The organism is Streptomyces sp. NPDC023541 (assembly GCF_055559995.1).
On the sequence record NZ_JBVHJO010000001.1, the window covers coordinates 539,888 to 559,958 of the forward strand.

Sequence of the window (20,071 nt, forward strand, 5' to 3'; positions counted from 1 at the left end):
CACGGGCCGCCCGGGCGCACGCGCATCCCGCTCGCTCACTCCGCGCGCTCCGCGCGGCCGCGCCTGCGGGTCCATGCCCGCAGTCGCCCCTTGTGCTGCGTACGGGCGTGCTGGTCGAGCTCCTCCAGGAGGCGCTGCGAGCGCTTCTCCACGCCCAGTTCGTCGAGGACCCGGTCGATCTCGGTGAGCAGCGCACCGCGCAACTGCCAGTGCTCGGGGTCCTCGCGGGCGGAGGCCAGCAGCAGGTCCGCGAGCCGGTCGCGGTGGGCCCGGGCCACGGCCAGCTCGCCGGTCAGGCGCGCCTCGGCCTCTTCCGCGTTGGCGCTCACCTGAGCGGTGATCAGCTGGGCGAAGCTCTCGACGGCGATCGCGGTGTGGCGCAGCACCTCGCGCAGGGCCGCGGCGGTCGCGGGCTCGAACAGCGGACCGTCGGGGCGGGCCTTGGCCAGGTCGGTCACGGTCCGGCAAGCCACGCGGAGCACCACCGCGCAGATCTCCAGGGTGTCCAGGCCGGTGCGCAGCACCAGCCGGAAGAGCAGGCCCTCCTTGACCCGCGGATTGAGCCGGATGCTGTCCTCGGCCTGCCGTAGCGCGGTGTCGACCTGAGCGATGTCGTTGTCGAGGCGGCGTGCCTCGTGGAGCCGGGCGGCGGCCTGTTCGACCTTTCCCGGACCGAGGGGTTCCTCGCCGAGGTGGTCGAGCAGGCGGCTCATGCGCAGGGCGAGATCGGTGATCGCGGCGCCGGCCGGGCCGATCCAGAGGGGCGGTGCCAGGAGGAGGTTGACGAGCAGCCCGACCACCGCGCCGATGAGGGTTTCCAGCACCCTGTCCCAGGCGGTGTCGGCCACCTGGGTGACTCCGAGGACGAGCATGGCGCTGATCGCGACCTCGGGCACGAACTCGTCCACGCGCACCAGATGGCCCACCACGAGGGAGGCCAGGATCAGCAGCCCGAGGCTCCACCAGGTAAGGCCGACGAGCACGCTGAACCCGATGGCGATCAGGACTCCGACGACCACCGAGTTGACCCGGCGGACGCTGGTGGTCAACGTGGAGTACAGCGTGACCTGGACGACGAGCAGCGCCGTAAGTGGCGCGGTCAGCGGGTTCGGTTCGCTGCTCAGGCGCAGCGCGACGACGTAGCTGATCACGGCCGCGGCGGTGGAGCGGAGCGCCTGGACGGCGACCGGCTCGCGGCGGCGGCGCACGACACGGGTGGCGAAGCTGCTGATCGTTTCCGACATGTCTGGGCATCTTCCCAGCCTGTGACGGATGACGCGTACCGGAACTGATGGGTCCGGTCGTGTCGGGAGTGGCCCGCGGGGTAGGTGGAGGGAGTCCGAAGTCCGCATTGATCGGATCTGCGAGGGAGCGACAGCCATGAAGGGTACGGAGGGCAGGCCTCAGGAGCCGGTCGGAGGCCGCGAAGAGCAGGCGCAGGAACATCCGGGTCCGGACCCGGTGCACCCCGAGGCCAGCAAGCCGGTCGCCGGCAAGACGCCGGAGGAGCTGCGCATCCGCCAGGAGCGGAAGATGTCCCACCCGCAGGATCGGGACGCGCAGTGACGTCGTCCGCTCACGGGCGCCGGCCGCCCTCCGGGCGGGGTCAGGTTTCCCACGGGCCCCCGTCGTAGGTGCCGGCCTCGACCTCCAGGGCGAGTTCCTGGAGTACCTCGATCGAGGAGATGTCCGTACGCCCGTCGTCGTGGGCGATCGCGAGGCTGGTGAACGCCAGGCTGAAACCGGAGACCATCGTGTGCAGGGCCGGACCGAGCGCCTCCGCCACCAGGGTCGCCACCTGCTGCGGTGACGCGTCGGCGGGCACGCTGATCGACGGCAGCATCTCGTTCAGGAGTTGTGTGGCCACTCCGGCCGTCCCGGCCGGGATGTCCTCGTCCGCCCCCGCCTCGGCGGCCCGGCGGATGTCCTGGGCCTCGGTGAGGATGCCGATCACTCGCCTGAGTACGTCTGCGCGTTCCATCCTGTGGAGCGTAGTGCGCCCGCGGCCGGACCGGGTGCGCGTCCGGGTGCACGCGCCGCCGGCCGACCGCACCATGACCGTGCGCCCGTGTACGCGCACCCGCCACAAGGGAGACCGCCATGTCCTCGGACCCAGCGCCGCACACGACCGGGTGCCGACTGCTGCTGGTACGGCACGCCAAAGCGGTTCCGAAAGGGGATCCCGCCGAGGACTTCGAGCGTTCCCTGGGCGAACGCGGCAAGGCCGACGCCCCTCGGACGGGCCGCTGGCTGGCGGACAAGGGCTACAACGCCGACCTGGCGCTGTGCTCGCCCTCCCGCAGGACGCGCCAGACCTGGCAGCTGCTGGCGCCCGCCCTGCCCGACCCGCCGGACGTCGTCTATGACGAGAGGCTCTACAACGCGGCGCCGAACGCGCTGGTCACCGTATTGACCGAGCGTGGGGCGGGGCTCGGCTGCGTGGCGCTGGTCGGCCACAACACCGGTATCCACGAGCTGGCCACGGCCCTGTGCGGGACCGGGTCGGCGGAGCTGCTGGAACAGCTGAAGGACGGGTTCCCGACGTCCGGGGTCGTGGTGGTGGACCTTGCGGGCGGCTGGGAGGACCTGGCTCCCGGCAGGGGGCACCTGACCGCCATGTGGTCACCGGCTCACTGACGCCGGACGACCGCCGCGGGAGGGGAAGCGGGCGGCGCCGCTCAGGCGTCCAGGTCCTCGCCCGGCGGCAGTTCCTCGACGACGTGGACCGCGGCCTCCTCGGCCGAGGCGGCGCCGCCGTCGATCCCGACGTCGCGGGCCAGTACGGAGACGTGGCGCTGCGGAGAGGACTCGTCCACGGCGGCGAGGCGGCCCGCGCGGTCCGGTCCGACCAGCATGGCGTCGCCGGCCTCGTCGGAGATCTCGTCCTGGTCCGACACCTCCGGCTGCTCCCGCGCCAGGCGCTGTTCGAGCGTCTCGCCCGTGCGCGCCTCGGCTGCGGTGGTCCCCCTGTCGTCGACCGCCAAGGGACGGTCGAAGGGCACGTAGGCGGCGTCGAGGGTTTCGTCGAGGCCCGGTTCGTCGAGGGTGTTCTCCAGGTCGGGCTGCGCCTCGGCGGACTCGTCGGTCTCCTGCGGCTGGTAGACGTCGTCGCCGTAGGTTTCGTCGGCGCTGGTCATCGGGTTCTCCGATCGTTCGGGGTCGGCGTGCCGCCGGCTGGGGGCGCACCGGTCCCCGGACCGCTCAGCCGGGCACGGAGGCGTCCAGGGGGAAGGAGCCGCTCGAACCGGCGAGTTCGAGCAGACGCAGCAGCTGGTGGCTGGGGGTGGCCAAGCGCAGGACGTGGCCCGTCCGTGCGCCGTGCCGCCGCGCGTCCAGCAGCGTGGTGAGGCCCGTGGAGTCGCAGAAGGAGGAATTGCGCAGGTCTACGGTGACCGCGGCGCCCTCGGGCGCCTGTGACAGGGCGGCGGCGAGCGTCTCCCGCAGCTCGCCCGCGTGGTCCATGTCCATGTCGCCCCTCACCCGCACCACGTAACGGTCGTGGTGCTCGGTGCCCGCGGCGGCCTCCGGTACGGGCGCGTGCTCAGCAGCCATGACGTACCTCCTCGTACGGGGCACCTGCCCGGCGCGGTACCTCTCAACCGTCCCGGCCGTCCTACGGTCCATGGGACCGCGGCGCGGCGCCGGGCGCATACTGGGCACATGGCGAGCCCGACGACGGCCGTCCGGCGGATCAGGCGGCAAACCGGCGAGGCGGTGTTCCTGCGCGTCGCCGGACCCGACGGAGCCCGCAACCGGGAGCGGATCCACTCGGCTCCCGGGCCCCGCTGGTTCACCCCGGACCGGCCGGTCAGGCGGGTCCACGGGGACGCGTCGATGTTCGTCGGCGGCCTCGCCGCCCTGCTGCTCCAGTCCTTGCACCCCGTGGCGATGGCCGCCGTGGCGGCGCACTCCGGTTACCGCGGCGACCCGTGGGGGCGCCTGCACCGGACCAGTACCTTCCTGGCGGTCACCACCTTCGGCACGAGCGCGGACGCCGAGGCGGCGGTGGCCCGCGTCCGGGAGGTCCACGCCCGCGTCCGCGGCCGGACGGCCGACGGCGTGCCGTACCGGGCCGACGATCCGGAGCTGCTGGCCTGGGTGCACATCGCCGAGGCGGACTGCTTCCTGCGCGCCCACCAGCGGTACGGCAGGCGCCCGCTGGATCCGGCGGGCTGCGACGCCTACCTCGCCGACACGGCACGGGTGGCCCGGGCACTGGGCGCGGACCGGCCGCCGGAGGACGTGCGGGAGCTGGCGTCGCGGCTGGCGCGGTTCCGGCCCTGCCTGCGGCCGACGGCCGCGTCCCGGGACACCGCCCGTTTCCTGTTGACCGATCCGCCGCTGCCGGGGGCCGCCCGGCTGCCGTACGCGCTGCTCGCGGCGGCCGCCGTGGACCTGCTGCCGCCGTGGGCGAGGGCGGCCGTCGCCGGCGGCTCGGGCTCCGCGGCCGAGCGGCTGCCGGGCCCGGCCGCCCGGGCGGGCGGCCATGCGGTGACCCGGGCGATCCGCTGGGCCCTGCCGCCGGCTCCTCCACCGTCGCCGCGCGGCGGCGGCTGAGCAACCGGCCAGCACGAGAGCCGAGATCGTCGCCGTCGGGAGGGGTGGGACACTGGCGTAGGCAGCCGCCCGACCCCGACCGCCGGCCCTGACCCGACCCCCACCGGAGACGTGAACGATCAATGACGCCCCAGCTCCATGAAGGCCAGCGCGTCAAGCTGGCGGCAGACCTCAGGCTGGCCGGGACGGTCGTCACGGCCGGGGCCTCCCCGGCGGGCGAGGACACCGGCGTCGGCTCGCTCGCCCTCGCGTCGGGCACCGCGGGCACCGTCGAGCGCGTGGACGCGCCCCGGGAACGGGAGCAGAGCCACGAAGTGCGCGAATATGTGCGGCTCAAGGCGCTCTTGGACGACTTCGGCCACCAGATGCCCCCGGCGAGCAGGCAGCAGCTGGAGGAGCAGGTCGCCTCCCTCGAACCCGGGTGGATCGCGCACGGGGAGCACGGGCCGCGGGTGACGGTGCGCGTCCGCCTCGACAACGGCTTCGTCCTCGACGACGCCCGGGCGGACCTCTTCGCCCCCGCCTGACCTGCCGGTACGGGCCGGCCCGACTGCCCGTACGGGCACGGGTGTCCGGCCGGCCGTGGCCGGCCCGCTCCGGCACCCGTACGTACGGGGACCGCGTTTCACTGGAGAGTGCCGTGACAGCGCGCCCGTGCGGGAGGCCCCTTCCGGTCGCCGGACCCCGCCGGTCACATGCCGGGAGGTTCCGTGAACACGCAGACGCCGCCCCGATTCGACCCCACCCGCGTCCCCCGCCTGCTGGGGTCGTTCGCCCCGGTCTCGGAGGAGGTCGACGTGGCCGCCCTGGAGGTGACGGGCGAACTCCCGCCCTCGCTGGACGGCCTGTACCTGCGCAACGGCCCCAACCCGCGGTTCACCCCGATCGGCTCGTACCTCTACCCCATCGACGGCGACGGCAGGCTGCACGGGGTCCGGGTCTCCGGGGGCCGTACGACGCCGCGCGCCGGTACGACACGGAGACGGGAAGCTCCCGCGTCCGGGAGGCCGGCGATCTGTCCGTCGGCGAGCCGGTCTTCGCCCCCGAGCCCGGGCGGGACTCCGAGGAGCACGGGCACCGGCTGACCTTCGCCACCGACCGTACGGACGGGGCGAGCTGGTTCCTGGTCATCCCCGCCGAGGACCCGGCGGCGGGGCCGGTGGCCCGTGCCCGCATCCCTCCGGGTGCCGCTCGGGCTGCACGGCTGCTGGCTGCCGGCGGAGCGTGAACCCGGCGGCCGGCCTCGCCCAGTGACGTTTCTGTGGTGAACCGGATGGGCCATCAGGGTGAGTAAAGGCTTCATCCGCGAAAGATCTGCACTTCACCAAGGAAGGATCTGCTTTAGGTAAAGAGTCCTGGTGGCGCGGCTCTCTACCTCCCTGTGCCGATGCGCTCCTCGGAGGAACCGAACGATGACTTACGGGAACAAGCTGCGGGAACAGATCGCGAAGCCGGGCACCACGCCGCTCATCGGGGTGTACGACATGTACTCGGCCTCGGTGGCGGCCGCGCACTACGACGGGATGTTCGTGTCCGGCTTCGGGTTCGCCGCCTCCTACTACGGGCTGCCCGACATCGGATTCATCGCCTGGCCCGACATGGTGGCCTTCGTCCAGCGACTGCGCGGCGCCTTCCCCCGTCACCACCTGCTCGTCGACATCGACGACGGCTACGTCGACCCCGAAGTGGCCTGCCACGTCGTGGAGGGGCTGGAGCGGATGGGCGCCTCCGGCGTCATCCTGGAGGACCAGAAGCGCCCCCGGCGGTGCGGGCACGCCGACGGCAAGCAGGTGCTGCCGCTGGCGGAGTACCTCGAGAAGCTGGAGATGGTCCTGGCGACCCGCAAGGACCTGGTCGTCGTCGCGCGGACCGACGCGACGGAGGAGGCGGACATCATCCACCGCGCCCAGGCCCTGGCGGCGACCGACGCGGACGTCGTACTCGTCGACGGGGTGCGCAGCGTGGAGTGGATCGAGCGGATCCGCGAGGCCGTCGGCAGCAAGCCCCTGCTGTTCAACCAGATCGCAGGCGGCAAGTCACCGCGGCTCTCGCTCAGCGAGCTGACCGACCTCGGTGTCGACATGGCCATCTACAGCACCCCGTGCCTCTTCGCCGCGCACAAGGCGATGGACACCGCCCTCGCCGAACTGCGGCTCGCCGACGGGCGGCTGCCCGCGGCGGACGGCGGCGAGGAGGTCGGTGTCGGCGAGTCCACGAGGCTGCTGACGAAGAACATCTCACGCCACCGCCCCGTACCGGTGGCACGTGAGAGCGTGAAGGTGTGACGGGCGCGCGCATCCGGGCCGCGGCCGCGCTCGCGGTGGCCCTCGTCGGCGGCGGCGCGACGCCGGCCGCCGCGAGCGGCAGCCTGATCACCGTCATCGACAACTCGCACTCCGACTCCGTCGTCGAGGTCGACCGCGCGGCCAACCTCCAGAGCGGGAGCGGGACGGCGGGCAGCGACCACGACGGCAGCGCCGTCGAGGTGCTCGCCACCCTCGTCGAGGCGGTGCGCCCCGGCGACGAGGACGACTGACCGGACCGACCGACCCTTCCCGGCGCCGACGGGAACGGCCGGCCCCGCAGCGGCGGGGCCGGCCGTTCTCCGCTGCCGGTACGCGTCAGTCCTCCCCCGACAGGTCGCGGCGGTTCGTACGTTCAGTCGCATGCCTGCGAACGATCTTGCCCGCGGGGGTCACCGCATGTGACCCGGGTGGGTGCGGCCGGCGGTGACATGCATGCCGGAACCGCCCGTGCCACCCTGTTCACAGGCCTCGGGGAAGGCAGCCGCGACGAACGGAGCGCGCTGTGAACGGTCCGAACCTTTCCGCCCCGCTGGGCCGCGCCCTGGCCGCCGCCTTCGCCGCGCTCCTCTTCGTGGCGCCGGCCTCGGGCACCGCGACCGGTGCGGCCCCGTCCCCGCCCCCCACTCCCACCCCCGCCCCCTCGTCGTCCGGCCGCGGGGAGGCCGGCGGGCTCGACCCGCGCATCACGGAAATCATGCGGAAGCCGGAGTACCGCAACGCCCAATGGGGTCTGCTGCAGACCGGGCCGGACGGCGGCCGCGTGGTGCACAGCATGTACCCCGACCAGTTCTTCGTCCCCGGGTCCACCGCCAAGCTGATCAGCGTCTCCGGTCCGTGGCACACCCTCGGCTCCGAACACCGCTTCGTGACACCGGTCTACGCGGTCGGCGCCCGCAGCGGCTCCACCCTGACCGGCGACCTCGACCTCGTCGCCCAGGGCGACCTGACCATGGGCGGCAGGACGCGCCCCGACGGCACGGTCGCGTACACGGACCTCGACCACACCTACGCCAACGACTTCACCGGCGCGACCCTGACGCCGGAGGACCCCCTCGCCGGGATCGACGAGCTCGCCCGGCAGGTACGCGCCTCGGGCATCACCCGCGTCGACGGGGACGTGATCGTCGACAGCCGGCTGTTCGCCCCCGACCCGGTCCTCGACCCGACCCCCACGCCGCTGATCATCAACGACAACCTGATCGACCTCCTGACCCGTCCCGGGGACCGGGCGGGCGCCACCGCCCGGCTGGACTGGCGGCCGAAGGTCGCCCCGTACGAGGTCAGTACCACGGTGAAGACGGTCGCCGCCGGCCAACCGACCGACATCACGGTGACGGCCACGGACGGGGGCACCCGGATCCGGCTCTCGGGCACCATCGCGGCGGACGCCCAGCCGCTGCTGCGCACCTCCCCCGTCACCGACCCCGCCGCGTTCGGGCGCGCCGCGCTGATCGAGGCCCTCGGGCGCGCCGGGGTGGAGGTCACCGCGGATCCGGCCGGTCCCAATCCGGTCGCCAGGCTGCCCCGCGACTACGAGGGCCGCCCGCGGGTGGCCGCGTACACCTCCCCGCCCTACGCCCAGTACGCCAAGCTGATCCTCAAGGTCAGCCACAATCTGGGCGCCAACCTGGGCATCTGCCTGATGGCCGTGTCCACGGGCAGCCGCCAGTGCGAGGACGGCTTCCCGGTCCTCGCCGGCTTCCTGGACGAGGCGGGTGTCAAGCGCGGGCAGCTGCAGTTGGCGGACGGCCGGGGCGGCAACCCGGCCGACCGGGCCACGCCCGCCGCGCTGGTGCAGATGCTGGCGTACTGGCAGCGGACGCCCGACGCGCGGTTGTTCCGGGAGGCACTGCCCATCCTCGGCGTCGACGGTCTGCTGGCCTCGAACTGCCGCGACTGCCCGGCGCGCGGGAAGGTGTTCGGCAAGACCGGTGCGGCGGTGGGAGCGGACGCGCTCAACGACCGGCTGGCCGTCGGGGCCATCACCATCGCCGGGTACCTGGACCGGGGCGGCGGCCGCTTCGACCCCTTCTACGCGGGGGTGAACGGCGCCTCCACCCCCGGCCCGAACACCCAGGACGTGGTGGCCATCGCCAACGACCTCGCCATGATCGCCGCCTACTTGCAGGAGGCGCCGCCCACGCCCTGACGGGCGCCGGTGCGGGGTCCGGTTCGGCCGGCGGCCGCCAGACCCTGGCGGGCGGGCGGACGGAGCAGGAACTGGCCGACCCGGACGGCCGTCAGGTCCTGGCCCTGGTACTGGTCCTCGCCGGGCGGGTGCCGATGGCCGTGATGGCGGCAGTGGCTGAGAGGGCAGCCAGTACGGCGAACAAGGCCGGGTAGCCCCCGAGCGGGCCGGCGATGAGCGTGCCGGCGAAGGGGGCGAGGGCGGCCGCGGTGTGGGCGGGTGCGGCGAGGAGTCCGGAGAGCCGGCCGTAGTGGGTGGTGCCCCAGCGGTCGGTGACGGCGGTGGCCTGGAGGAGGGTCAGATTGCCGCGGACGATCCCGGCCAGCACGGACAGCGCGACGAGGAGGGCGTACGGGCCCGGGATGAGGGCGAATGCGGTCGTGGTGAGCCCGCCGAGCGCGACGAGGGTTGCGGTGCGGGTGAGGGTGCCGGTGTGGCGGGCGAGGGCGGCGTAGAGGGTGCGGCCGAGGGTTTGTCCGGCGCCGCCGAGTCCGAGGGCCCAGGCGGCTTGGGTGGTGGTGTAGCCGCGTTCGAGGAAGAGGGGGACGAGGGTGATGACGGCGGCGTACATCGCGAACCCCGAGAAGGTGAAGGTCCCGGCCAGCATCCAGAACGCCCTGCTCCGCACCGCGGGGTCCGGTCCGGCGGCCGACTGGTGGCAACCGGCGCGGGGGGCCGGCGGCCAGGGGGCGCGGAGGGCGAGGGCGTGGGTGGGGATGGTCAGGGCGGCGAGGATTCCAGCGAGGACGGCGTAGGTGGTGCGCCAGGAGTAGTGCTCGGCGAGGACGGCGGTCAGGGGTGCGAAGACGGTGGAGGCGAGTCCGCCGGCGAGGGTGACGACGGTCAGGGCCCGTATGTGGTCGGGAGCCCACCAGCGCGTGAGGGCGGCGAAGGCGGGCGGGTAGAAGGTGGCGGCCATCGCCGCCCCGGCCAGCAGCCATCCGGCGGTGAAGACCACGAGGTTGGGAGCGGCGGCCACGACGAGGAGGCTGAGCGGGCCGAGGACTGAGCCGGCCGTCATGACCGTGCGGGGGCCCTGACGGTCCAGCACCCGGCCCACGTGGATGCCGACGACCGCGGAGACGATGAGGGCGGCGGAGAACGCGGCCGTGGTCGCGCTCGCGGGCCAGCCGGTGTCGCGGGTGATGGCCGGGTTGAGGACGGGGAAGGCGTAGTACAGGACGCCCCAGCTGGTGATCTGCGTGACACACAGGGCGGGCAGCACGCCGCGTGGCCGCGACGGGACCCCCGTCCCGGTCGCGGCCACGCCGGCCTTGGTGTTCGGCACCGTCAGCAGCCGCCGGAGGAGACCGCGGCGGGGGCTGCGAGGGTGAGGGTGGCCGGGGCTGCGCAGCATCCGCCGCCGCTCTGCTCGGCTGCCTCGGGCTGGTCGAAGAGGCCCGCGCCGCCGCAGACGCCGGTCTCGGGGAGGGTGAGTTCGACGCGCTCGGCGGCTTCGTGGTCGCCGGCGAGGTGGGCGGCAATCGAGCGGACCTGCTCGTAGCCGGTCATGGCCAGGAAGGTCGGGGCGCGGCCGTAGGACTTCATGCCGACGAGGTAGACGTCCTTCTCCGGGTGGGAGAGCTGGGCCTGGCCGTGCGGGTAGACGGTGCCGCAGGAGTGCTGGTTGGGGTCGATCAGCGGTGCCAGGGCGAGCGGGGCCTGAAGGCGCTCGTCCAGGCCGAGGCGGAGTTCGTCCAGGAAGGACAGGTCGGGGCGGAAGCCGGTCAGCACGATGACCTCGTCCACCGCGTCCAGTCGGCGCCCGTCCTCGCCGACCAGGACCAGGCGGCCGTCACCGTCCCGCTCGAAGGCGTCGGTGCGGAAGCCGGTGACCGCGTCCGCGTAGCCGCCGTCCACCGCGGCCTTGGCCGCGAGTCCCAGCGCGCCGCGGGCGGGCAGCTCGTCGGCCTCCCCGCCGCCGAAGGTGGAGCCGGAGATACCGCGGCGCAGGATCCAGGTGGCGTGCGTGCCGGCCCCGTCGTCCGTCTCGGCCAGGTCGGCGAGGTAGGCCAGGGCGGTGAAGGCGGAGGCGCCGGAGCCGATGACAGCGGTGCGCCTACCTGCGTACCGGGCGCGGACGGCGGGATCGGTGAGGTCCGGGACGCGGTGGGTGATCCGGTCCGCGGCAGCCTTCTCACCCAGGGCTGCGAGACCGCTCGCGCCGGCGGGGCTCGGGGTGGACCAGGTGCCGGAGGCGTCGAGCACCGCACGGGCGAACAGACGCTCCTCGCGGCCGTCGCCGGACTCGACGTGGACCACGAACGGCTGGGCCTCGCGGTCGGCGTCGACGATGCGGTCGCGGCCCGCCCGGGAAACGCCGGTGACGCGGGCCCGGTAGCGGACGCGGTCACCGAAGGTGTCGGCGAGGGGCTGGAGATAGAGGGCGGCCCAGTCCCCGCCGGTGGGGTAGGTGGCCGGGTCGGGCTTGGTCCAGCCGGTCGGCGCCAGGAGCTTCTCGGCGGCCGGGTCGACAACTTCACCCCAGGTGGAGAACAGCCGCACGTGCGACCACTCGCGCGTGGCCGTTCCGGCGCGGGAACCGGCTTCGAGGACGAGGAAGTCCAGCCCCCGCTCGTGGAGGTGGGCGGCGGCGGCCAGGCCGGCGGGGCCGGCCCCGATCACGACGACGGGCAGGTCGGTGGTGGTCTCGCTCATGACGTGTCTCCGGGGTCTTCGTGCAGCAGGCGGGCAGGTGGGGCGGGCTCGGGTGGTCAGCAGCAGCCGGCGCCGGTGGCGACGGCTTCGCGCTTGGCCTGCGGCTCGCAGCAGGCTCCGGCTTCTTCCGCGCGCTCGCTGGTGCCGCAGCACGGCGAGGCCTCGGCGGGGGCCGTCTCGGCGGCGGACTGCGCGGGGGCCGGGCCGCAACACGAGGCTGCGGTCTCGGTGACGGGGGTGACGGGCTCGGTCATGACCACTCCTTGTTGTTTCGATGACTGTCGATGCCTTGCCGCCAGCATGGCACCTGTTTCGATGAACGTCAACATAGACATTCGTCGAATTCTAGGGGGTTGCTGCCGAAGCTCCCCGACGCCACGACCACGGCCCCGGCCGTCAGAACGGCCCGTCCTCCAGGCCGACCCGGAACCGGCTGCCCGCCTCCGTCGCGACGCGGGCCGGGCCGCAGCCGGTGCGGATCTTCACGCCCGGGCCGGCGGCGTGGCGGGACGGCACCCTGGACACGACTGCGCCCCCGCGCCCGCGGCACCGCGACGGCGCCTCCCCGGCCCACCCGGGGCTCGCGTTCGTCGGGCTGGAGTGGCGGCGCGGCCTGCCCTCGAACAGCCTGCGCGGCGCCGGCCGGGACGCTGCTCGCGCGGCCCCGCCGACTGGCCCGGCATCTGCGGTGAGGCACGCCCCACCCGGCCTGCTTCGACATGTGTCAACATAGACGTATGTCGAATGCGAAGGTTCTGCCGCTCCTGGAGCCCGAGGCCGTCGTCCCGTGCTGCCCCCCGCTGAACGAGCGCCCCATGTCCGCGGACGAGGCCGAGGTCGCGGCGAAGATGTTCAAGGCCCTCGGCGACCCGGTCCGCCTGCGCCTGTTCTCCGCCGTCGCCTCCCACGAGGGCGGTGAGGCGTGCGTGTGCGACATCTCCGACGTGGGGGTGTCCCAGCCCACCGTCTCCCACCACCTCAAGAAGTTGAAGGAGGCCGGGCTGCTGTCCTCCGAGCGGCGCGGGACGTGGGTCTACTACCGGGTCGAGCCTGCCGTGCTCGCCGCGATGGGCGCCCTCCTGTCCGGCGCGGGGGTCACGGCGTGAGCGCAGTGCGGATCGAGGCTCTGTTGCCCGGGCATGCCGAGGAGGTTCTGGCGATCTACCAGGCCGGGATCGACGAGGGCAACGCCACCTTCGAGACGCGAGCCCCCCAGTGGACGGCGTTCGACGAAGGCAGGCTGCCCCGGCACCGGTTCGTCGCCCTCGATGGCGGTGGCGCTGTGCTCGGGTGGGTGGCGGCGAGCCCGGTCTCGGACCGGTGCGCGTACGCGGGCGTGGTCGAGCACTCCGTCTACGTCCACCCCGAGGCCCGCGGCCGCGGCGTCGCCCGCTCACTGCTGGACGCGCTGATCGCCTCCACCGAGACCGCGGGAATCTGGACGATCCAGTCCGGGATCTTTCCCGAGAACACTGCCAGCCTCGCCCTCCACCAGGGAGCCGGCTTCCGCGTCATCGGCACCCGCGAGCGGATCGGCCTCCACCACGGCGCGTGGCGGGACGTTCTCCTGTTGGAGCGCCGCAGCGGCCTGGTGAACTGATCCGGGAATTCAGGTCTCCCGTACGCGCGAGGGCGGCGATGGGGTCGGCCCAGGACCAGCCGAGCGTAACTGGTTGAGCGGGTCGACGAGCACGACGAGGTGCTGGGCGTCGTGGACCGGAGGGAGGCGATTCGTCGCGGCTGGGCGCACCGCGTGGCGACGATCGTGTGCCGCGACGACGGGGGACGGATCCTGGTCCACCGCCGCCCTGACGGTGTCGCCCGCTTTCCGGGGCACCTCAACTGGATGCTCGGCGGCGCCGTGAACGTCGCCGAGTCGTACGAGGATGCCGCCGCGAGGGGGGCTGGCGGAGGAACTCGGCGTTCTCGCCCGCCCTCGTCTCGTGCTCAAGTTCCTGTGCGCGGGGGCGATCAGCCCGTACTGGCTCGGTCTGCACGAGGCGGTCGCCACGGGACCCGTCCGGCCGGATCCTTCCGAGATCGCCCGGCACAGCTGGGTGACCGAGGGCGAACTGGCCGACCTCGTCCGCGACCAGGCGTTCGTCCCCGATGCCCGGGAGGCGTTCCGGCTCTACCGGGCGAGCCGCTCGCAGCTGCGGCGACCTCCCGGACGGCTACCGGCGGGCGGCCGTGACCAGGTAGTAGTCCAAGATCTGCTGCTCCCAGGCGGCCATGAAATTCCGCGGCCAGGTTCCGGGCGCCCAGAGGCGGGCGAGCCAGCGGTCCCAGCCGGGCCAGACCTGCGGGCCGATCGAGTCGGCCCGGACGTCGCCGAAGCCGGCCTCGGCGAGGGCGTCCGCGAGCCGGGAGACCGGCCGGGCGATGTCGAGTCCGCTGGCGAACGTCTCCAGCAGCGCGGCGAGCCGCTCCTCGGGGGCGGACGCGCCGTCCACGCTGAAGAAGCCGGCGACCGCGACCCGCCCGCCGGGGCGCAGCACCCGCGCCGCCTCCCGGGCGAACGCCGGCAGGTCCGGGAAGTGCTGGACCGCCTCGACGCTGTACAGGCAGTCGAACTCCGCGTCGCCGAGCGGGAGGCTCTCGGCCGCTCCGAGTACGAAGTGCAGCCGCCGTGGCTGCGCTGCGAGGAGCGGGGAGTTCGCTTCGCGGGCCCGCCGGAGCTGCTGGGGATGGATGTCCACGCCGGTGACCGTGGCGGGTCCGTACTCGTCGAGGGCGAGGGCGCACCCGAGGCCGAGGCCGCAGCCGACCTCCACGGCGCGGCCGCCGTCGGGGGCGACCGCGTCGAGCACGTGCCGGTAGAGGTCCTGCTCGCTACGGATCCGGTCGTCCTGCGAGAGCGGCCCTTCGAGGTCGAGGGAGTGCCAGTAGCCGAAGTTGATGAACCCTCCGGCGAACACGGGCACGGCGCTGAGATCGGCCGGTCCGTACGTCTCCCACACCTCGGGCCGTACCGCCGGAGCGGGCCGCTCCGCAGGGTCTTCCGACACCACGCCACCGCCTCCTCGTGACGGGGGCGTCGCACCCCCGAGCCACCAGTGTGGCCCGTGAAGCCCCGTCAGGACAGAGGGCGGGTCCGGGGCCGGACACACTCTAGTCTGACGGCATGGACCATGCCGATGCCGGAGACGCCGGTTCGCCCGCCGGCGTGGCGGCGGCCGCCGCCGCCCGGCTGAAGGAGCGGCTGTACGCGACCATCACCATGATCTCCGTGGTGATCGGTCTGGCCGCATCGGAGCACGCCGACGCCGCCGGGACCGCGGCCACGGTGCTGACCGCAGCCGTCGGGCTGTGGCTGGCGACGCTCGTCGCCGACCAGCAGGCGCACCGCGTGGTCCACGGCCGTCTCGCCACCGGGGCCGAGTTGCGGCACATGCTGTGGGTCGGCAGCCCCCTGCTGCTGTCCGCCGTCGCCCCGTTGATCCTGATCGCCTCCTCCGCCCTGGGGGTGATGGACCTGCGGACCGCCCTGTACGCCTCGGCCGGCGTGAGCGTCGCCAGCCTCTTCGGCTGGGGTTGGTACGGCGGCGTCCGCATGGGCGGCGGCGCGGCCGTCGCCCTGCTGGCCGGTGCCCTCGACGCGGCGATCGGCCTGGCGGTGGCCCTGGTGAAGGCCGCGGCGGGGCACTGAGACCGCCTACGGGGGCGAATGGTTCGCCGTATGCCGAAATCATGGGGCATCCTGGACGCATGGACGAGTTGCATCCCGGGCCGCCCGGGGACGCCGCGGCCCCCGCGGCCCGGCTGGCGGCCTTCGCCGCCGCCCTGGCCGACGAGACACGGGCCTCGATCTGCATGACGCTGCTGGAGGGCCGCGCCTGGACCGCCGGCGAGCTGGCCCGGACCACAGGGGTGGCGCCCTCCACCATCTCCGGCCACCTGACCCGGCTGCTCGATGCCGGCCTCTGCGTGACCGAGCGGCAGGGCCGGCACAGTTACGTGCGCATCGCGGACGCCGCGACCGCCCGCCTGCTGGACGAACTCGCCTCGTACGCGGTCCCGGACCGGGACGCAGCGCACGCCGTTCCGGTGGTCGGCGCACCGGATCCGCTGGCCAGGGCCCGGACCTGCTACGACCACTTCGCCGGGCGGCTGGGCATGGCGGTGACCGACGCGATGGAACGGCGCGGACTGCTGCGCACGGACGGCGTGTTCGAACTGACGGAAGCCGGCCGCCTCTGGTGCGCCGAGGCCGGGATCGCCCTCGCGGGCGAAGGCCGCAGGCGGCCGGCCGGCTCCTGCCTGGACTGGACCGAGCGGCGCCGCCATCTGGGCGGCCTGGCGGGGGCGCGGCTGTGCGCGCGGGCCCTGGCGGAGGGCTGGGTGGTGCGCCCACCGGGCGGCGGGCGCGCACTGGAGGTGACCGCGGCCGGCGAGCGGGCCTTCGCTGACCTTCTGGGGATCACCTCTCAGGAATGGGGCTAAGCTGGAATATTATTTCGGTCGACGCCGAAATGTTTCGGTCCTAGAGTGGTGGCATGACGTTCCGCTCGCATCCGATCCCGCCCGGCGTCCTCACGGTCGGCGCCGTCACCTTCACGGTGTTCGCCTGGGCCTCCGCCTTCGTCTCCATCCGCAGCGCGGGCGCCGCGTACTCCCCGGGCGCCCTGGCCCTCGGCCGACTGCTGGCCGCCTCGCTGGTGCTCGGCGTCCTGCTCCTGATCCGCCGCCAGGGCCTGCCGCCCCGCGAGGCGTGGCGCGGGATCCTGATCTCCGGCGTGGTGTGGTTCTGCGGCTATACGGTCGCGCTGAACTGGGGCGAGCGGCTGGTCGACGCCGGTACGGCGTCCCTGCTCGTGAACACCGGGCCCATCCTCATGGCGCTCCTGGCCGCCCGCCTGCTCGGCGAGGCGCTGCCGCCGCGCCTGCTGGCCGGCATGGCCGTCTCCTTCGTCGGGGCGGTGGTCGTGGGCCTGTCCATGTCGTCGGGGGACGGCGGCTCCACCTCGCTCCTCGGAGTGGTCCTGTGCCTGCTGGCAGCGGTGGCCTATGCGACCGGCGTCATCGCCCAGAAACCCGCCCTCTCGTACGGGACGCCCCTCCAGATCACCGCGTACAGCTGCATGACGGGCGCCGCGGTCTGTCTGCCGTTCACGGGTCGGCTGCTCGACGAACTGCCGCGGGCGCCGGTGTCCGCGACCCTGAACATGGTCTACCTGGGCGTGGTTCCCACCGCCCTCGCCTTCACCACGTGGACCTACGCCCTGGCGCGCATGCCCGCCGGCCGGCTGGGCGCGACGACGTACGCCGTCCCGGCCATCGTCGTCCTGCTGAGCTGGGCTCTGCTGGGCGAGGTACCGGCCTGGCTGACGCTGCTCGGCGGGCTGCTGTGCCTGGCCGGCGTCGCGGTCTCCCGGTATGCGCCGCGCACCCCGCGCTCCCCTCGAACCCCTGTCGACGGCACCCCGCTCACCCCCACGAAAGGCACCCGCGCATGAGGATCCTCAGCGTCGGCGCCGGCGCCGTCGGCGGCTTCTTCGGCGCCCGGCTCGCGCAAGCCGGCCAGGACGTCTCCTTCCTGGTCCGGCCGGCCCGCGCGAAGGCCCTGGAGGCCCGCGGCCTGCGGGTCGACGGCCAGGGGGAGGAACTCCGCCTCACGCCGAAGCTGGTGACGGCGGGCGCCCCGGGTGGTGACTACGACCTGGTCCTGCTCTCGGTGAAGGCGACCGCCCTGCACCAGGCGCTGGCGGACGTCGCGCCGGCCGTCGGCCGGGGGACCGCCGTGGTACCGCTGCTCAACGGGGTGGCCCAGCTCGACGCGCTCGTCGCGCGCCTCGGGGCCCGCGCGGTCCTCGGCGGGGTCGCGAAGGTGGTCACCACCCTGAACGAGGAGGGCGACATCCTGCGCATGGCGCCGCCCGCGGTCATCCTGACCGGCGAGCTCGACGGCCGTCCCTCGGCCCGGGTGGACGCGATCCGTACGGTCCTGACCGGGGCGGGCATCGACTCGCCGCCGACCGCGGACATCGTCGCCGCCATGTGGCACAAGTGGGTCTTCATCTCCACCCTCGTCGCCGTCACCTGCCTGATGCGCGGCACCGTCGGGGAGGTGAACGCCGTCGCGGGCGGGGCGGCCCTCGGAGCGTCCCTGCTCGCCGAGGCCGCGGCGGTGTCCGCAGCGGCCGGGCACCCGGTGCCCGCGGCCGAGCTGGCCTTCACCACGGCGACGGTCACGGCCCCCGGCTCACCCCTCACCCCGTCCCTCTACCGCGACCTGGTCGCCGGAGCGCCGACGGAGGCCGACCACGTGCTGACCGACCTCACCGTCCGCGCCCGCGCGCTGGGGGTGGCCACTCCCCTGCTGGACCTGGCCGCCCTCCACCTCCGCGTCCACGAGCACCGCCTGGCCGCGGGACGCACCCCCTAGGGGGTTGTCTCGCCCATCGCCGCAGCTCCTCACCCGGATGCCCCGTCCAGTGGGCATCCGGGGGTCGCCGGGGCTTTGACTGGGGGGCCCGGAACATCCTTGGAGGCGTGGTGGCGACGGTCGCGTGGATGCGTGGTGCGGCAGGCGTGGTACTGGCGGCGGTGGCGCTCGGCGCCGCGGGCTGTTCGGGCGGCGACGGCGACCCGGCCGGGACCGTCTCCAGTGCCGCGTCCGCGGTGAAGTCGGCCGGAGAGGCCGTCTCGTCGGCCGCCTCCGAGGCCGCGAAGTCCGCCGAGTCCGCGGCCGCCGTCGCGAAGGACAAGCTCGCCGAGGTCAAGGGCGGGGTGGACGCTAAGGACCAGGTGTCCCTGGGCGCCGTGGCCGGCGACGCGGACGGCTACACGACGGTCCCCGTGACCGTGCGCAACACCGACGACGCCACCAAGTCCTTCGCGGTGCAGGTCGAGTTCAAGGACGAGAGCGGCCATGTCGTCGACACCGTGGTGGTGACGGTCTCCGATGTCGCCGGGAAGGGCACGGGCCAGGGCACGGCCCGCAGCACGCACAAGCTGACAGGCACGGTGTCGGCGCAGACCGCCACGGCCCTGCGCTACTGAACTCCGGCGGGCACCCCGGGCCGACGGGCCGTCCCCGCGGCCGGCCGCGGGGACGGGTGCAGCCGGGCATGGTCGAGCGGCGCTGATTCCCCGCCGTAGCGGCCTGGTGAGCACGAACGGGCAAGGGCCCGCCCGGGCGCCGGCTGTTTCCGGAACATGGCAGTCGTGTGGCAGGGCCGCCGGGATCCGGCCGGGCCGCCCCGCGGGGGCCTACCATCCCCGGCAGGGCTCCGGTGCCGCGGGCCGTACCGCACCCCGTGCGGCGCGCGGCGCCGGACCTCCCCTCCGTTCCCCCGCGCCAAGGACCAGGTCCGCCATGAAAGTCCCCACCTCGCTCGACGTCGAGCAGGCGCACCCGCGGCTGCGCGCACTGACCGTCGTCGACGTCCGCACACCGGGCGAGTTCGCGTCCGGCCACCTCCCGGACGCCGTCAACGTCCCCCTCGACCGGCTCGTACGGAGCCTGCCGGAACTGCGGCGGGCCGCCGAACGCCGCCCCCTGCTGATCGTGTGCGCCTCCGGAGCCCGCTCGGCCGACGCCGTCGCGGCCCTCGCCCCGCACGGCATCCCCGCAACTGGTCTCACGGGCGGTACGCAGGCCTGGGCGGCCGGCGGCCACGCCCTGGAGTACCCCGGCGGTGCCCGGTCGCGGGCCGTGTGGGCGATGGAACGCCAGGTCCGCGGCACGGCGGGTGCCCTCGTGCTGGCCGGTCTGCTCCTCGGGCTGCTCCTCCACCCGGCCTTGTCGCTGCTGTCCGCGGCGATCGGCGGCGGACTGGTCTTCTCCGCGCTCACCGGCACTTGCGGGATGGCGGTTCTACTGGGCCGGCTGCCGTTCAACCGGAGGGGCGCCGAGGTCCGTCCCTGAGGTCCGGCCCCGGCCGCGGCAACCTCACGGGGCCGCAGCGCGTCCTTGCGTACAGGACCCGCCGGCCGAGACGGCGTGTGCACCGCTGAGAGGACATGTGATGAGTGAGAAGGCCCGGCGGTTGTTCGACGCCCTCGACCTCGACCAGGACGGCACCCTGACACGGGCCGAGGTCATCGGTGCCCTGCGCTCGAAGGGTCCGACCCTCGCCGCGCAGGGAGCGATCCCGTTCTGGGGCGTGGGGGACACCGAGGAGTCCTCGGCCCTCTTCGACGCCGCCGACCAGAACGGCGACCGCGTGCTGAGCTTCGAGGAGTTCGCGGCCGTCGTCGACCGCCGCTTCGGCTGGTAGCCGCCGGGCCGTCCGGCGCGCTGCGCCCTGGGTGCGGTCGTCCCGCGTGCGGCCGCCCCCGGGCAGCGGGAGAATGGCGCATGGGCGGCGGGGCGCCCATGCGGGCGGTTACGGCCCCGGCCGGTCCGCGGCACGACCAA

25 protein-coding genes and 3 pseudogenes are annotated in these 20,071 nt (G+C 74.0%); 19 read left to right on the top strand and 9 right to left on the bottom strand.

From position 1 onward, the window contains the following. Positions 1–35: 35 nt before the first annotated feature. A complete protein-coding gene (locus tag ACZ3X1_RS02555) occupies positions 36–1,244 on the bottom strand; it encodes an FUSC family protein (protein ID WP_390074158.1) in 1,209 nt (402 codons plus the stop codon). 136 nt (positions 1,245–1,380) lie between these two features. Here ACZ3X1_RS02555 and ACZ3X1_RS02560 point away from each other — a divergent pair, with 136 nt between their 5' ends. After that, the gene (locus tag ACZ3X1_RS02560; RefSeq protein ID WP_356813245.1) at positions 1,381–1,566 is read left to right on the top strand and encodes a hypothetical protein; all 186 of its coding nucleotides are present in this window, start codon (positions 1,381–1,383) and stop codon (positions 1,564–1,566) included. Between the two features lie 40 nt (positions 1,567–1,606). Here ACZ3X1_RS02560 and ACZ3X1_RS02565 read toward each other — a convergent pair whose 3' ends face one another. Next, the gene (locus ACZ3X1_RS02565; protein ID WP_356813244.1) at positions 1,607–1,981 is read right to left on the bottom strand and encodes a hypothetical protein; all 375 of its coding nucleotides are present in this window, start codon (positions 1,979–1,981) and stop codon (positions 1,607–1,609) included. Positions 1,982–2,100: 119 nt separating this feature from the next. Between ACZ3X1_RS02565 and ACZ3X1_RS02570 the strand changes: the two genes are divergently transcribed. Next, the gene (locus tag ACZ3X1_RS02570) at positions 2,101–2,637 is read left to right on the top strand and encodes a SixA phosphatase family protein (protein ID WP_467275821.1); all 537 of its coding nucleotides are present in this window, start codon (positions 2,101–2,103) and stop codon (positions 2,635–2,637) included. Positions 2,638–2,678: 41 nt separating this feature from the next. Here ACZ3X1_RS02570 and ACZ3X1_RS02575 read toward each other — a convergent pair whose 3' ends face one another. Both ACZ3X1_RS02575 and ACZ3X1_RS02580 read right to left on the bottom strand, forming a co-directional pair. Beyond that, the gene (locus ACZ3X1_RS02575; RefSeq protein ID WP_356813242.1) at positions 2,679–3,137 is read right to left on the bottom strand and encodes a DUF5709 domain-containing protein; all 459 of its coding nucleotides are present in this window, start codon (positions 3,135–3,137) and stop codon (positions 2,679–2,681) included. Positions 3,138–3,201: 64 nt separating this feature from the next. Continuing rightward, complete coding sequence (locus tag ACZ3X1_RS02580) at positions 3,202–3,552, bottom strand: STAS domain-containing protein (protein ID WP_356813241.1); 351 nt, start codon at positions 3,550–3,552, stop codon at positions 3,202–3,204. 108 nt (positions 3,553–3,660) lie between these two features. Between ACZ3X1_RS02580 and ACZ3X1_RS02585 the strand changes: the two genes are divergently transcribed. The 7 genes and pseudogenes from ACZ3X1_RS02585 (at position 3,661) to dacB (ending at position 9,012) form a co-directional block, all read left to right on the top strand. Continuing rightward, a complete protein-coding gene (locus ACZ3X1_RS02585) occupies positions 3,661–4,557 on the top strand; it encodes an oxygenase MpaB family protein (protein ID WP_356813240.1) in 897 nt (298 codons plus the stop codon). Between the two features lie 122 nt (positions 4,558–4,679). Next, positions 4,680–5,084: a hypothetical protein gene (locus ACZ3X1_RS02590; RefSeq protein ID WP_362622123.1), complete on the top strand. Its 405-nt coding sequence runs from the start codon at positions 4,680–4,682 to the stop codon at positions 5,082–5,084. A gap of 168 nt (positions 5,085–5,252) precedes the next feature. Next, positions 5,253–5,522: pseudogene (locus ACZ3X1_RS02595) on the top strand (carotenoid oxygenase family protein); the annotation flags it as partial. Between the two features lie 41 nt (positions 5,523–5,563). Next, positions 5,564–5,785, top strand: a pseudogene (locus ACZ3X1_RS02600) (carotenoid oxygenase family protein); the annotation flags it as partial. A gap of 184 nt (positions 5,786–5,969) precedes the next feature. Further along, the gene (locus ACZ3X1_RS02605) at positions 5,970–6,842 is read left to right on the top strand and encodes an isocitrate lyase/PEP mutase family protein (protein ID WP_356813237.1); all 873 of its coding nucleotides are present in this window, start codon (positions 5,970–5,972) and stop codon (positions 6,840–6,842) included. Next, positions 6,839–7,093, top strand: a complete 255-nt coding sequence (locus ACZ3X1_RS02610) for a hypothetical protein (RefSeq protein WP_467275827.1) — start codon at positions 6,839–6,841, stop codon at positions 7,091–7,093. Before ACZ3X1_RS02605 ends, ACZ3X1_RS02610 begins: the two co-directional genes overlap by 4 nt. Before the next feature lie 272 nt (positions 7,094–7,365). After that, positions 7,366–9,012 (top strand): D-alanyl-D-alanine carboxypeptidase/D-alanyl-D-alanine endopeptidase, encoded by a 1,647-nt coding sequence (dacB, locus tag ACZ3X1_RS02615; protein WP_467275829.1) that lies wholly within the window; start codon positions 7,366–7,368, stop codon positions 9,010–9,012. Between the two features lie 91 nt (positions 9,013–9,103). On the opposite strand, the gene ACZ3X1_RS02620 is transcribed toward dacB, so the two are convergent. The 4 genes from ACZ3X1_RS02620 to ACZ3X1_RS02635 all read right to left on the bottom strand — a co-directional run bounded on the left by ACZ3X1_RS02620 (position 9,104) and on the right by ACZ3X1_RS02635 (position 12,234). Continuing rightward, complete coding sequence (locus tag ACZ3X1_RS02620) at positions 9,104–10,345, bottom strand: MFS transporter (protein WP_467276292.1); 1,242 nt, start codon at positions 10,343–10,345, stop codon at positions 9,104–9,106. Further along, positions 10,342–11,709, bottom strand: coding sequence for an FAD-dependent oxidoreductase (locus ACZ3X1_RS02625; RefSeq protein WP_467275831.1), 1,368 nt, complete (start codon positions 11,707–11,709; stop codon positions 10,342–10,344). The genes ACZ3X1_RS02620 and ACZ3X1_RS02625 overlap by 4 nt, the downstream gene beginning before the upstream one ends. Positions 11,710–11,765: 56 nt before the next feature. Beyond that, positions 11,766–11,963, bottom strand: a complete 198-nt coding sequence (locus ACZ3X1_RS02630) for a hypothetical protein (RefSeq protein ID WP_467275833.1) — start codon at positions 11,961–11,963, stop codon at positions 11,766–11,768. Between the two features lie 142 nt (positions 11,964–12,105). Further along, positions 12,106–12,234, bottom strand: coding sequence for a hypothetical protein (locus ACZ3X1_RS02635; protein ID WP_467275835.1), 129 nt, complete (start codon positions 12,232–12,234; stop codon positions 12,106–12,108). Positions 12,235–12,446: 212 nt separating this feature from the next. On the opposite strand from ACZ3X1_RS02635, the gene ACZ3X1_RS02640 reads away from it, so the two are divergent. The 3 genes and pseudogenes from ACZ3X1_RS02640 to ACZ3X1_RS02650 all read left to right on the top strand — a co-directional run. Next, positions 12,447–12,815 (top strand): ArsR/SmtB family transcription factor, encoded by a 369-nt coding sequence (locus tag ACZ3X1_RS02640; protein ID WP_356811564.1) that lies wholly within the window; start codon positions 12,447–12,449, stop codon positions 12,813–12,815. Then, entirely contained in the window at positions 12,812–13,309 is a 498-nt protein-coding gene (locus tag ACZ3X1_RS02645; protein ID WP_467275839.1) for a GNAT family N-acetyltransferase, read from the top strand. The genes ACZ3X1_RS02640 and ACZ3X1_RS02645 overlap by 4 nt, the downstream gene beginning before the upstream one ends. A 69-nt stretch (positions 13,310–13,378) precedes the next feature. Then, a pseudogene (locus tag ACZ3X1_RS02650) lies at positions 13,379–13,853 on the top strand (NUDIX hydrolase); the annotation flags it as partial. A 30-nt stretch (positions 13,854–13,883) separates the two neighbouring features. Here the strand turns inward: ACZ3X1_RS02650 and ACZ3X1_RS02655 are convergent. Continuing rightward, positions 13,884–14,717 (bottom strand): class I SAM-dependent methyltransferase, encoded by an 834-nt coding sequence (locus tag ACZ3X1_RS02655; protein WP_356811562.1) that lies wholly within the window; start codon positions 14,715–14,717, stop codon positions 13,884–13,886. Positions 14,718–14,833: 116 nt separating this feature from the next. On the opposite strand from ACZ3X1_RS02655, the gene ACZ3X1_RS02660 reads away from it, so the two are divergent. The 7 genes from ACZ3X1_RS02660 (at position 14,834) to ACZ3X1_RS02690 (ending at position 19,931) form a co-directional block, all read left to right on the top strand. Further along, positions 14,834–15,358, top strand: a complete 525-nt coding sequence (locus tag ACZ3X1_RS02660) for a hypothetical protein (RefSeq protein ID WP_467275842.1) — start codon at positions 14,834–14,836, stop codon at positions 15,356–15,358. A 59-nt stretch (positions 15,359–15,417) separates the two neighbouring features. Further along, complete coding sequence (locus ACZ3X1_RS02665) at positions 15,418–16,152, top strand: ArsR/SmtB family transcription factor (protein ID WP_467275844.1); 735 nt, start codon at positions 15,418–15,420, stop codon at positions 16,150–16,152. A gap of 53 nt (positions 16,153–16,205) precedes the next feature. Continuing rightward, positions 16,206–17,165, top strand: a complete 960-nt coding sequence (locus tag ACZ3X1_RS02670) for a DMT family transporter (RefSeq protein WP_467275846.1) — start codon at positions 16,206–16,208, stop codon at positions 17,163–17,165. Then, positions 17,162–18,094 carry a 2-dehydropantoate 2-reductase gene (locus tag ACZ3X1_RS02675; RefSeq protein WP_467275848.1) on the top strand — a complete coding sequence of 311 codons (933 nt, stop codon included), beginning with the start codon at positions 17,162–17,164 and terminating at the stop codon, positions 18,092–18,094. The genes ACZ3X1_RS02670 and ACZ3X1_RS02675 overlap by 4 nt, the downstream gene beginning before the upstream one ends. A 107-nt stretch (positions 18,095–18,201) precedes the next feature. After that, complete coding sequence (locus tag ACZ3X1_RS02680) at positions 18,202–18,711, top strand: hypothetical protein (protein WP_356811557.1); 510 nt, start codon at positions 18,202–18,204, stop codon at positions 18,709–18,711. Between the two features lie 316 nt (positions 18,712–19,027). Next, positions 19,028–19,579: a rhodanese-like domain-containing protein gene (locus tag ACZ3X1_RS02685; RefSeq protein WP_467275852.1), complete on the top strand. Its 552-nt coding sequence runs from the start codon at positions 19,028–19,030 to the stop codon at positions 19,577–19,579. A gap of 100 nt (positions 19,580–19,679) precedes the next feature. Continuing rightward, positions 19,680–19,931 carry an EF-hand domain-containing protein gene (locus tag ACZ3X1_RS02690; protein ID WP_030652127.1) on the top strand — a complete coding sequence of 84 codons (252 nt, stop codon included), beginning with the start codon at positions 19,680–19,682 and terminating at the stop codon, positions 19,929–19,931. The last annotated feature ends 140 nt before the right edge of the window (positions 19,932–20,071 follow it).

Excerpts from the sequence above, each read along its gene's own strand:
- ACZ3X1_RS02690 (WP_030652127.1), top strand. The coding sequence starts at position 19,680 with ATGAGTGAGAAGGCCCGGCGGTTGTTCGACGCCCTCGACCTCGACCAG.
- ACZ3X1_RS02605 (WP_356813237.1), top strand. The coding sequence starts at position 5,970 with ATGACTTACGGGAACAAGCTGCGGGAACAGATCGCGAAGCCGGGCACC.
- ACZ3X1_RS02660 (WP_467275842.1), top strand. The coding sequence starts at position 14,834 with ATGGACCATGCCGATGCCGGAGACGCCGGTTCGCCCGCCGGCGTGGCG.
- ACZ3X1_RS02570 (WP_467275821.1), top strand. The coding sequence starts at position 2,101 with ATGTCCTCGGACCCAGCGCCGCACACGACCGGGTGCCGACTGCTGCTG.
- ACZ3X1_RS02575 (WP_356813242.1), bottom strand. The coding sequence starts at position 3,137 with ATGACCAGCGCCGACGAAACCTACGGCGACGACGTCTACCAGCCGCAG.
- ACZ3X1_RS02560 (WP_356813245.1), top strand. The coding sequence starts at position 1,381 with ATGAAGGGTACGGAGGGCAGGCCTCAGGAGCCGGTCGGAGGCCGCGAA.
- ACZ3X1_RS02555 (WP_390074158.1), bottom strand. The coding sequence starts at position 1,244 with ATGTCGGAAACGATCAGCAGCTTCGCCACCCGTGTCGTGCGCCGCCGC.
- ACZ3X1_RS02640 (WP_356811564.1), top strand. The coding sequence starts at position 12,447 with ATGTCGAATGCGAAGGTTCTGCCGCTCCTGGAGCCCGAGGCCGTCGTC.
- ACZ3X1_RS02675 (WP_467275848.1), top strand. The coding sequence starts at position 17,162 with ATGAGGATCCTCAGCGTCGGCGCCGGCGCCGTCGGCGGCTTCTTCGGC.
- ACZ3X1_RS02585 (WP_356813240.1), top strand. The coding sequence starts at position 3,661 with ATGGCGAGCCCGACGACGGCCGTCCGGCGGATCAGGCGGCAAACCGGC.
- ACZ3X1_RS02565 (WP_356813244.1), bottom strand. The coding sequence starts at position 1,981 with ATGGAACGCGCAGACGTACTCAGGCGAGTGATCGGCATCCTCACCGAG.
- ACZ3X1_RS02665 (WP_467275844.1), top strand. The coding sequence starts at position 15,418 with ATGGACGAGTTGCATCCCGGGCCGCCCGGGGACGCCGCGGCCCCCGCG.
- ACZ3X1_RS02625 (WP_467275831.1), bottom strand. The coding sequence starts at position 11,709 with ATGAGCGAGACCACCACCGACCTGCCCGTCGTCGTGATCGGGGCCGGC.
- ACZ3X1_RS02630 (WP_467275833.1), bottom strand. The coding sequence starts at position 11,963 with ATGACCGAGCCCGTCACCCCCGTCACCGAGACCGCAGCCTCGTGTTGC.
- ACZ3X1_RS02685 (WP_467275852.1), top strand. The coding sequence starts at position 19,028 with ATGAAAGTCCCCACCTCGCTCGACGTCGAGCAGGCGCACCCGCGGCTG.
- ACZ3X1_RS02670 (WP_467275846.1), top strand. The coding sequence starts at position 16,206 with ATGACGTTCCGCTCGCATCCGATCCCGCCCGGCGTCCTCACGGTCGGC.
- ACZ3X1_RS02590 (WP_362622123.1), top strand. The coding sequence starts at position 4,680 with ATGACGCCCCAGCTCCATGAAGGCCAGCGCGTCAAGCTGGCGGCAGAC.
- ACZ3X1_RS02580 (WP_356813241.1), bottom strand. The coding sequence starts at position 3,552 with ATGGCTGCTGAGCACGCGCCCGTACCGGAGGCCGCCGCGGGCACCGAG.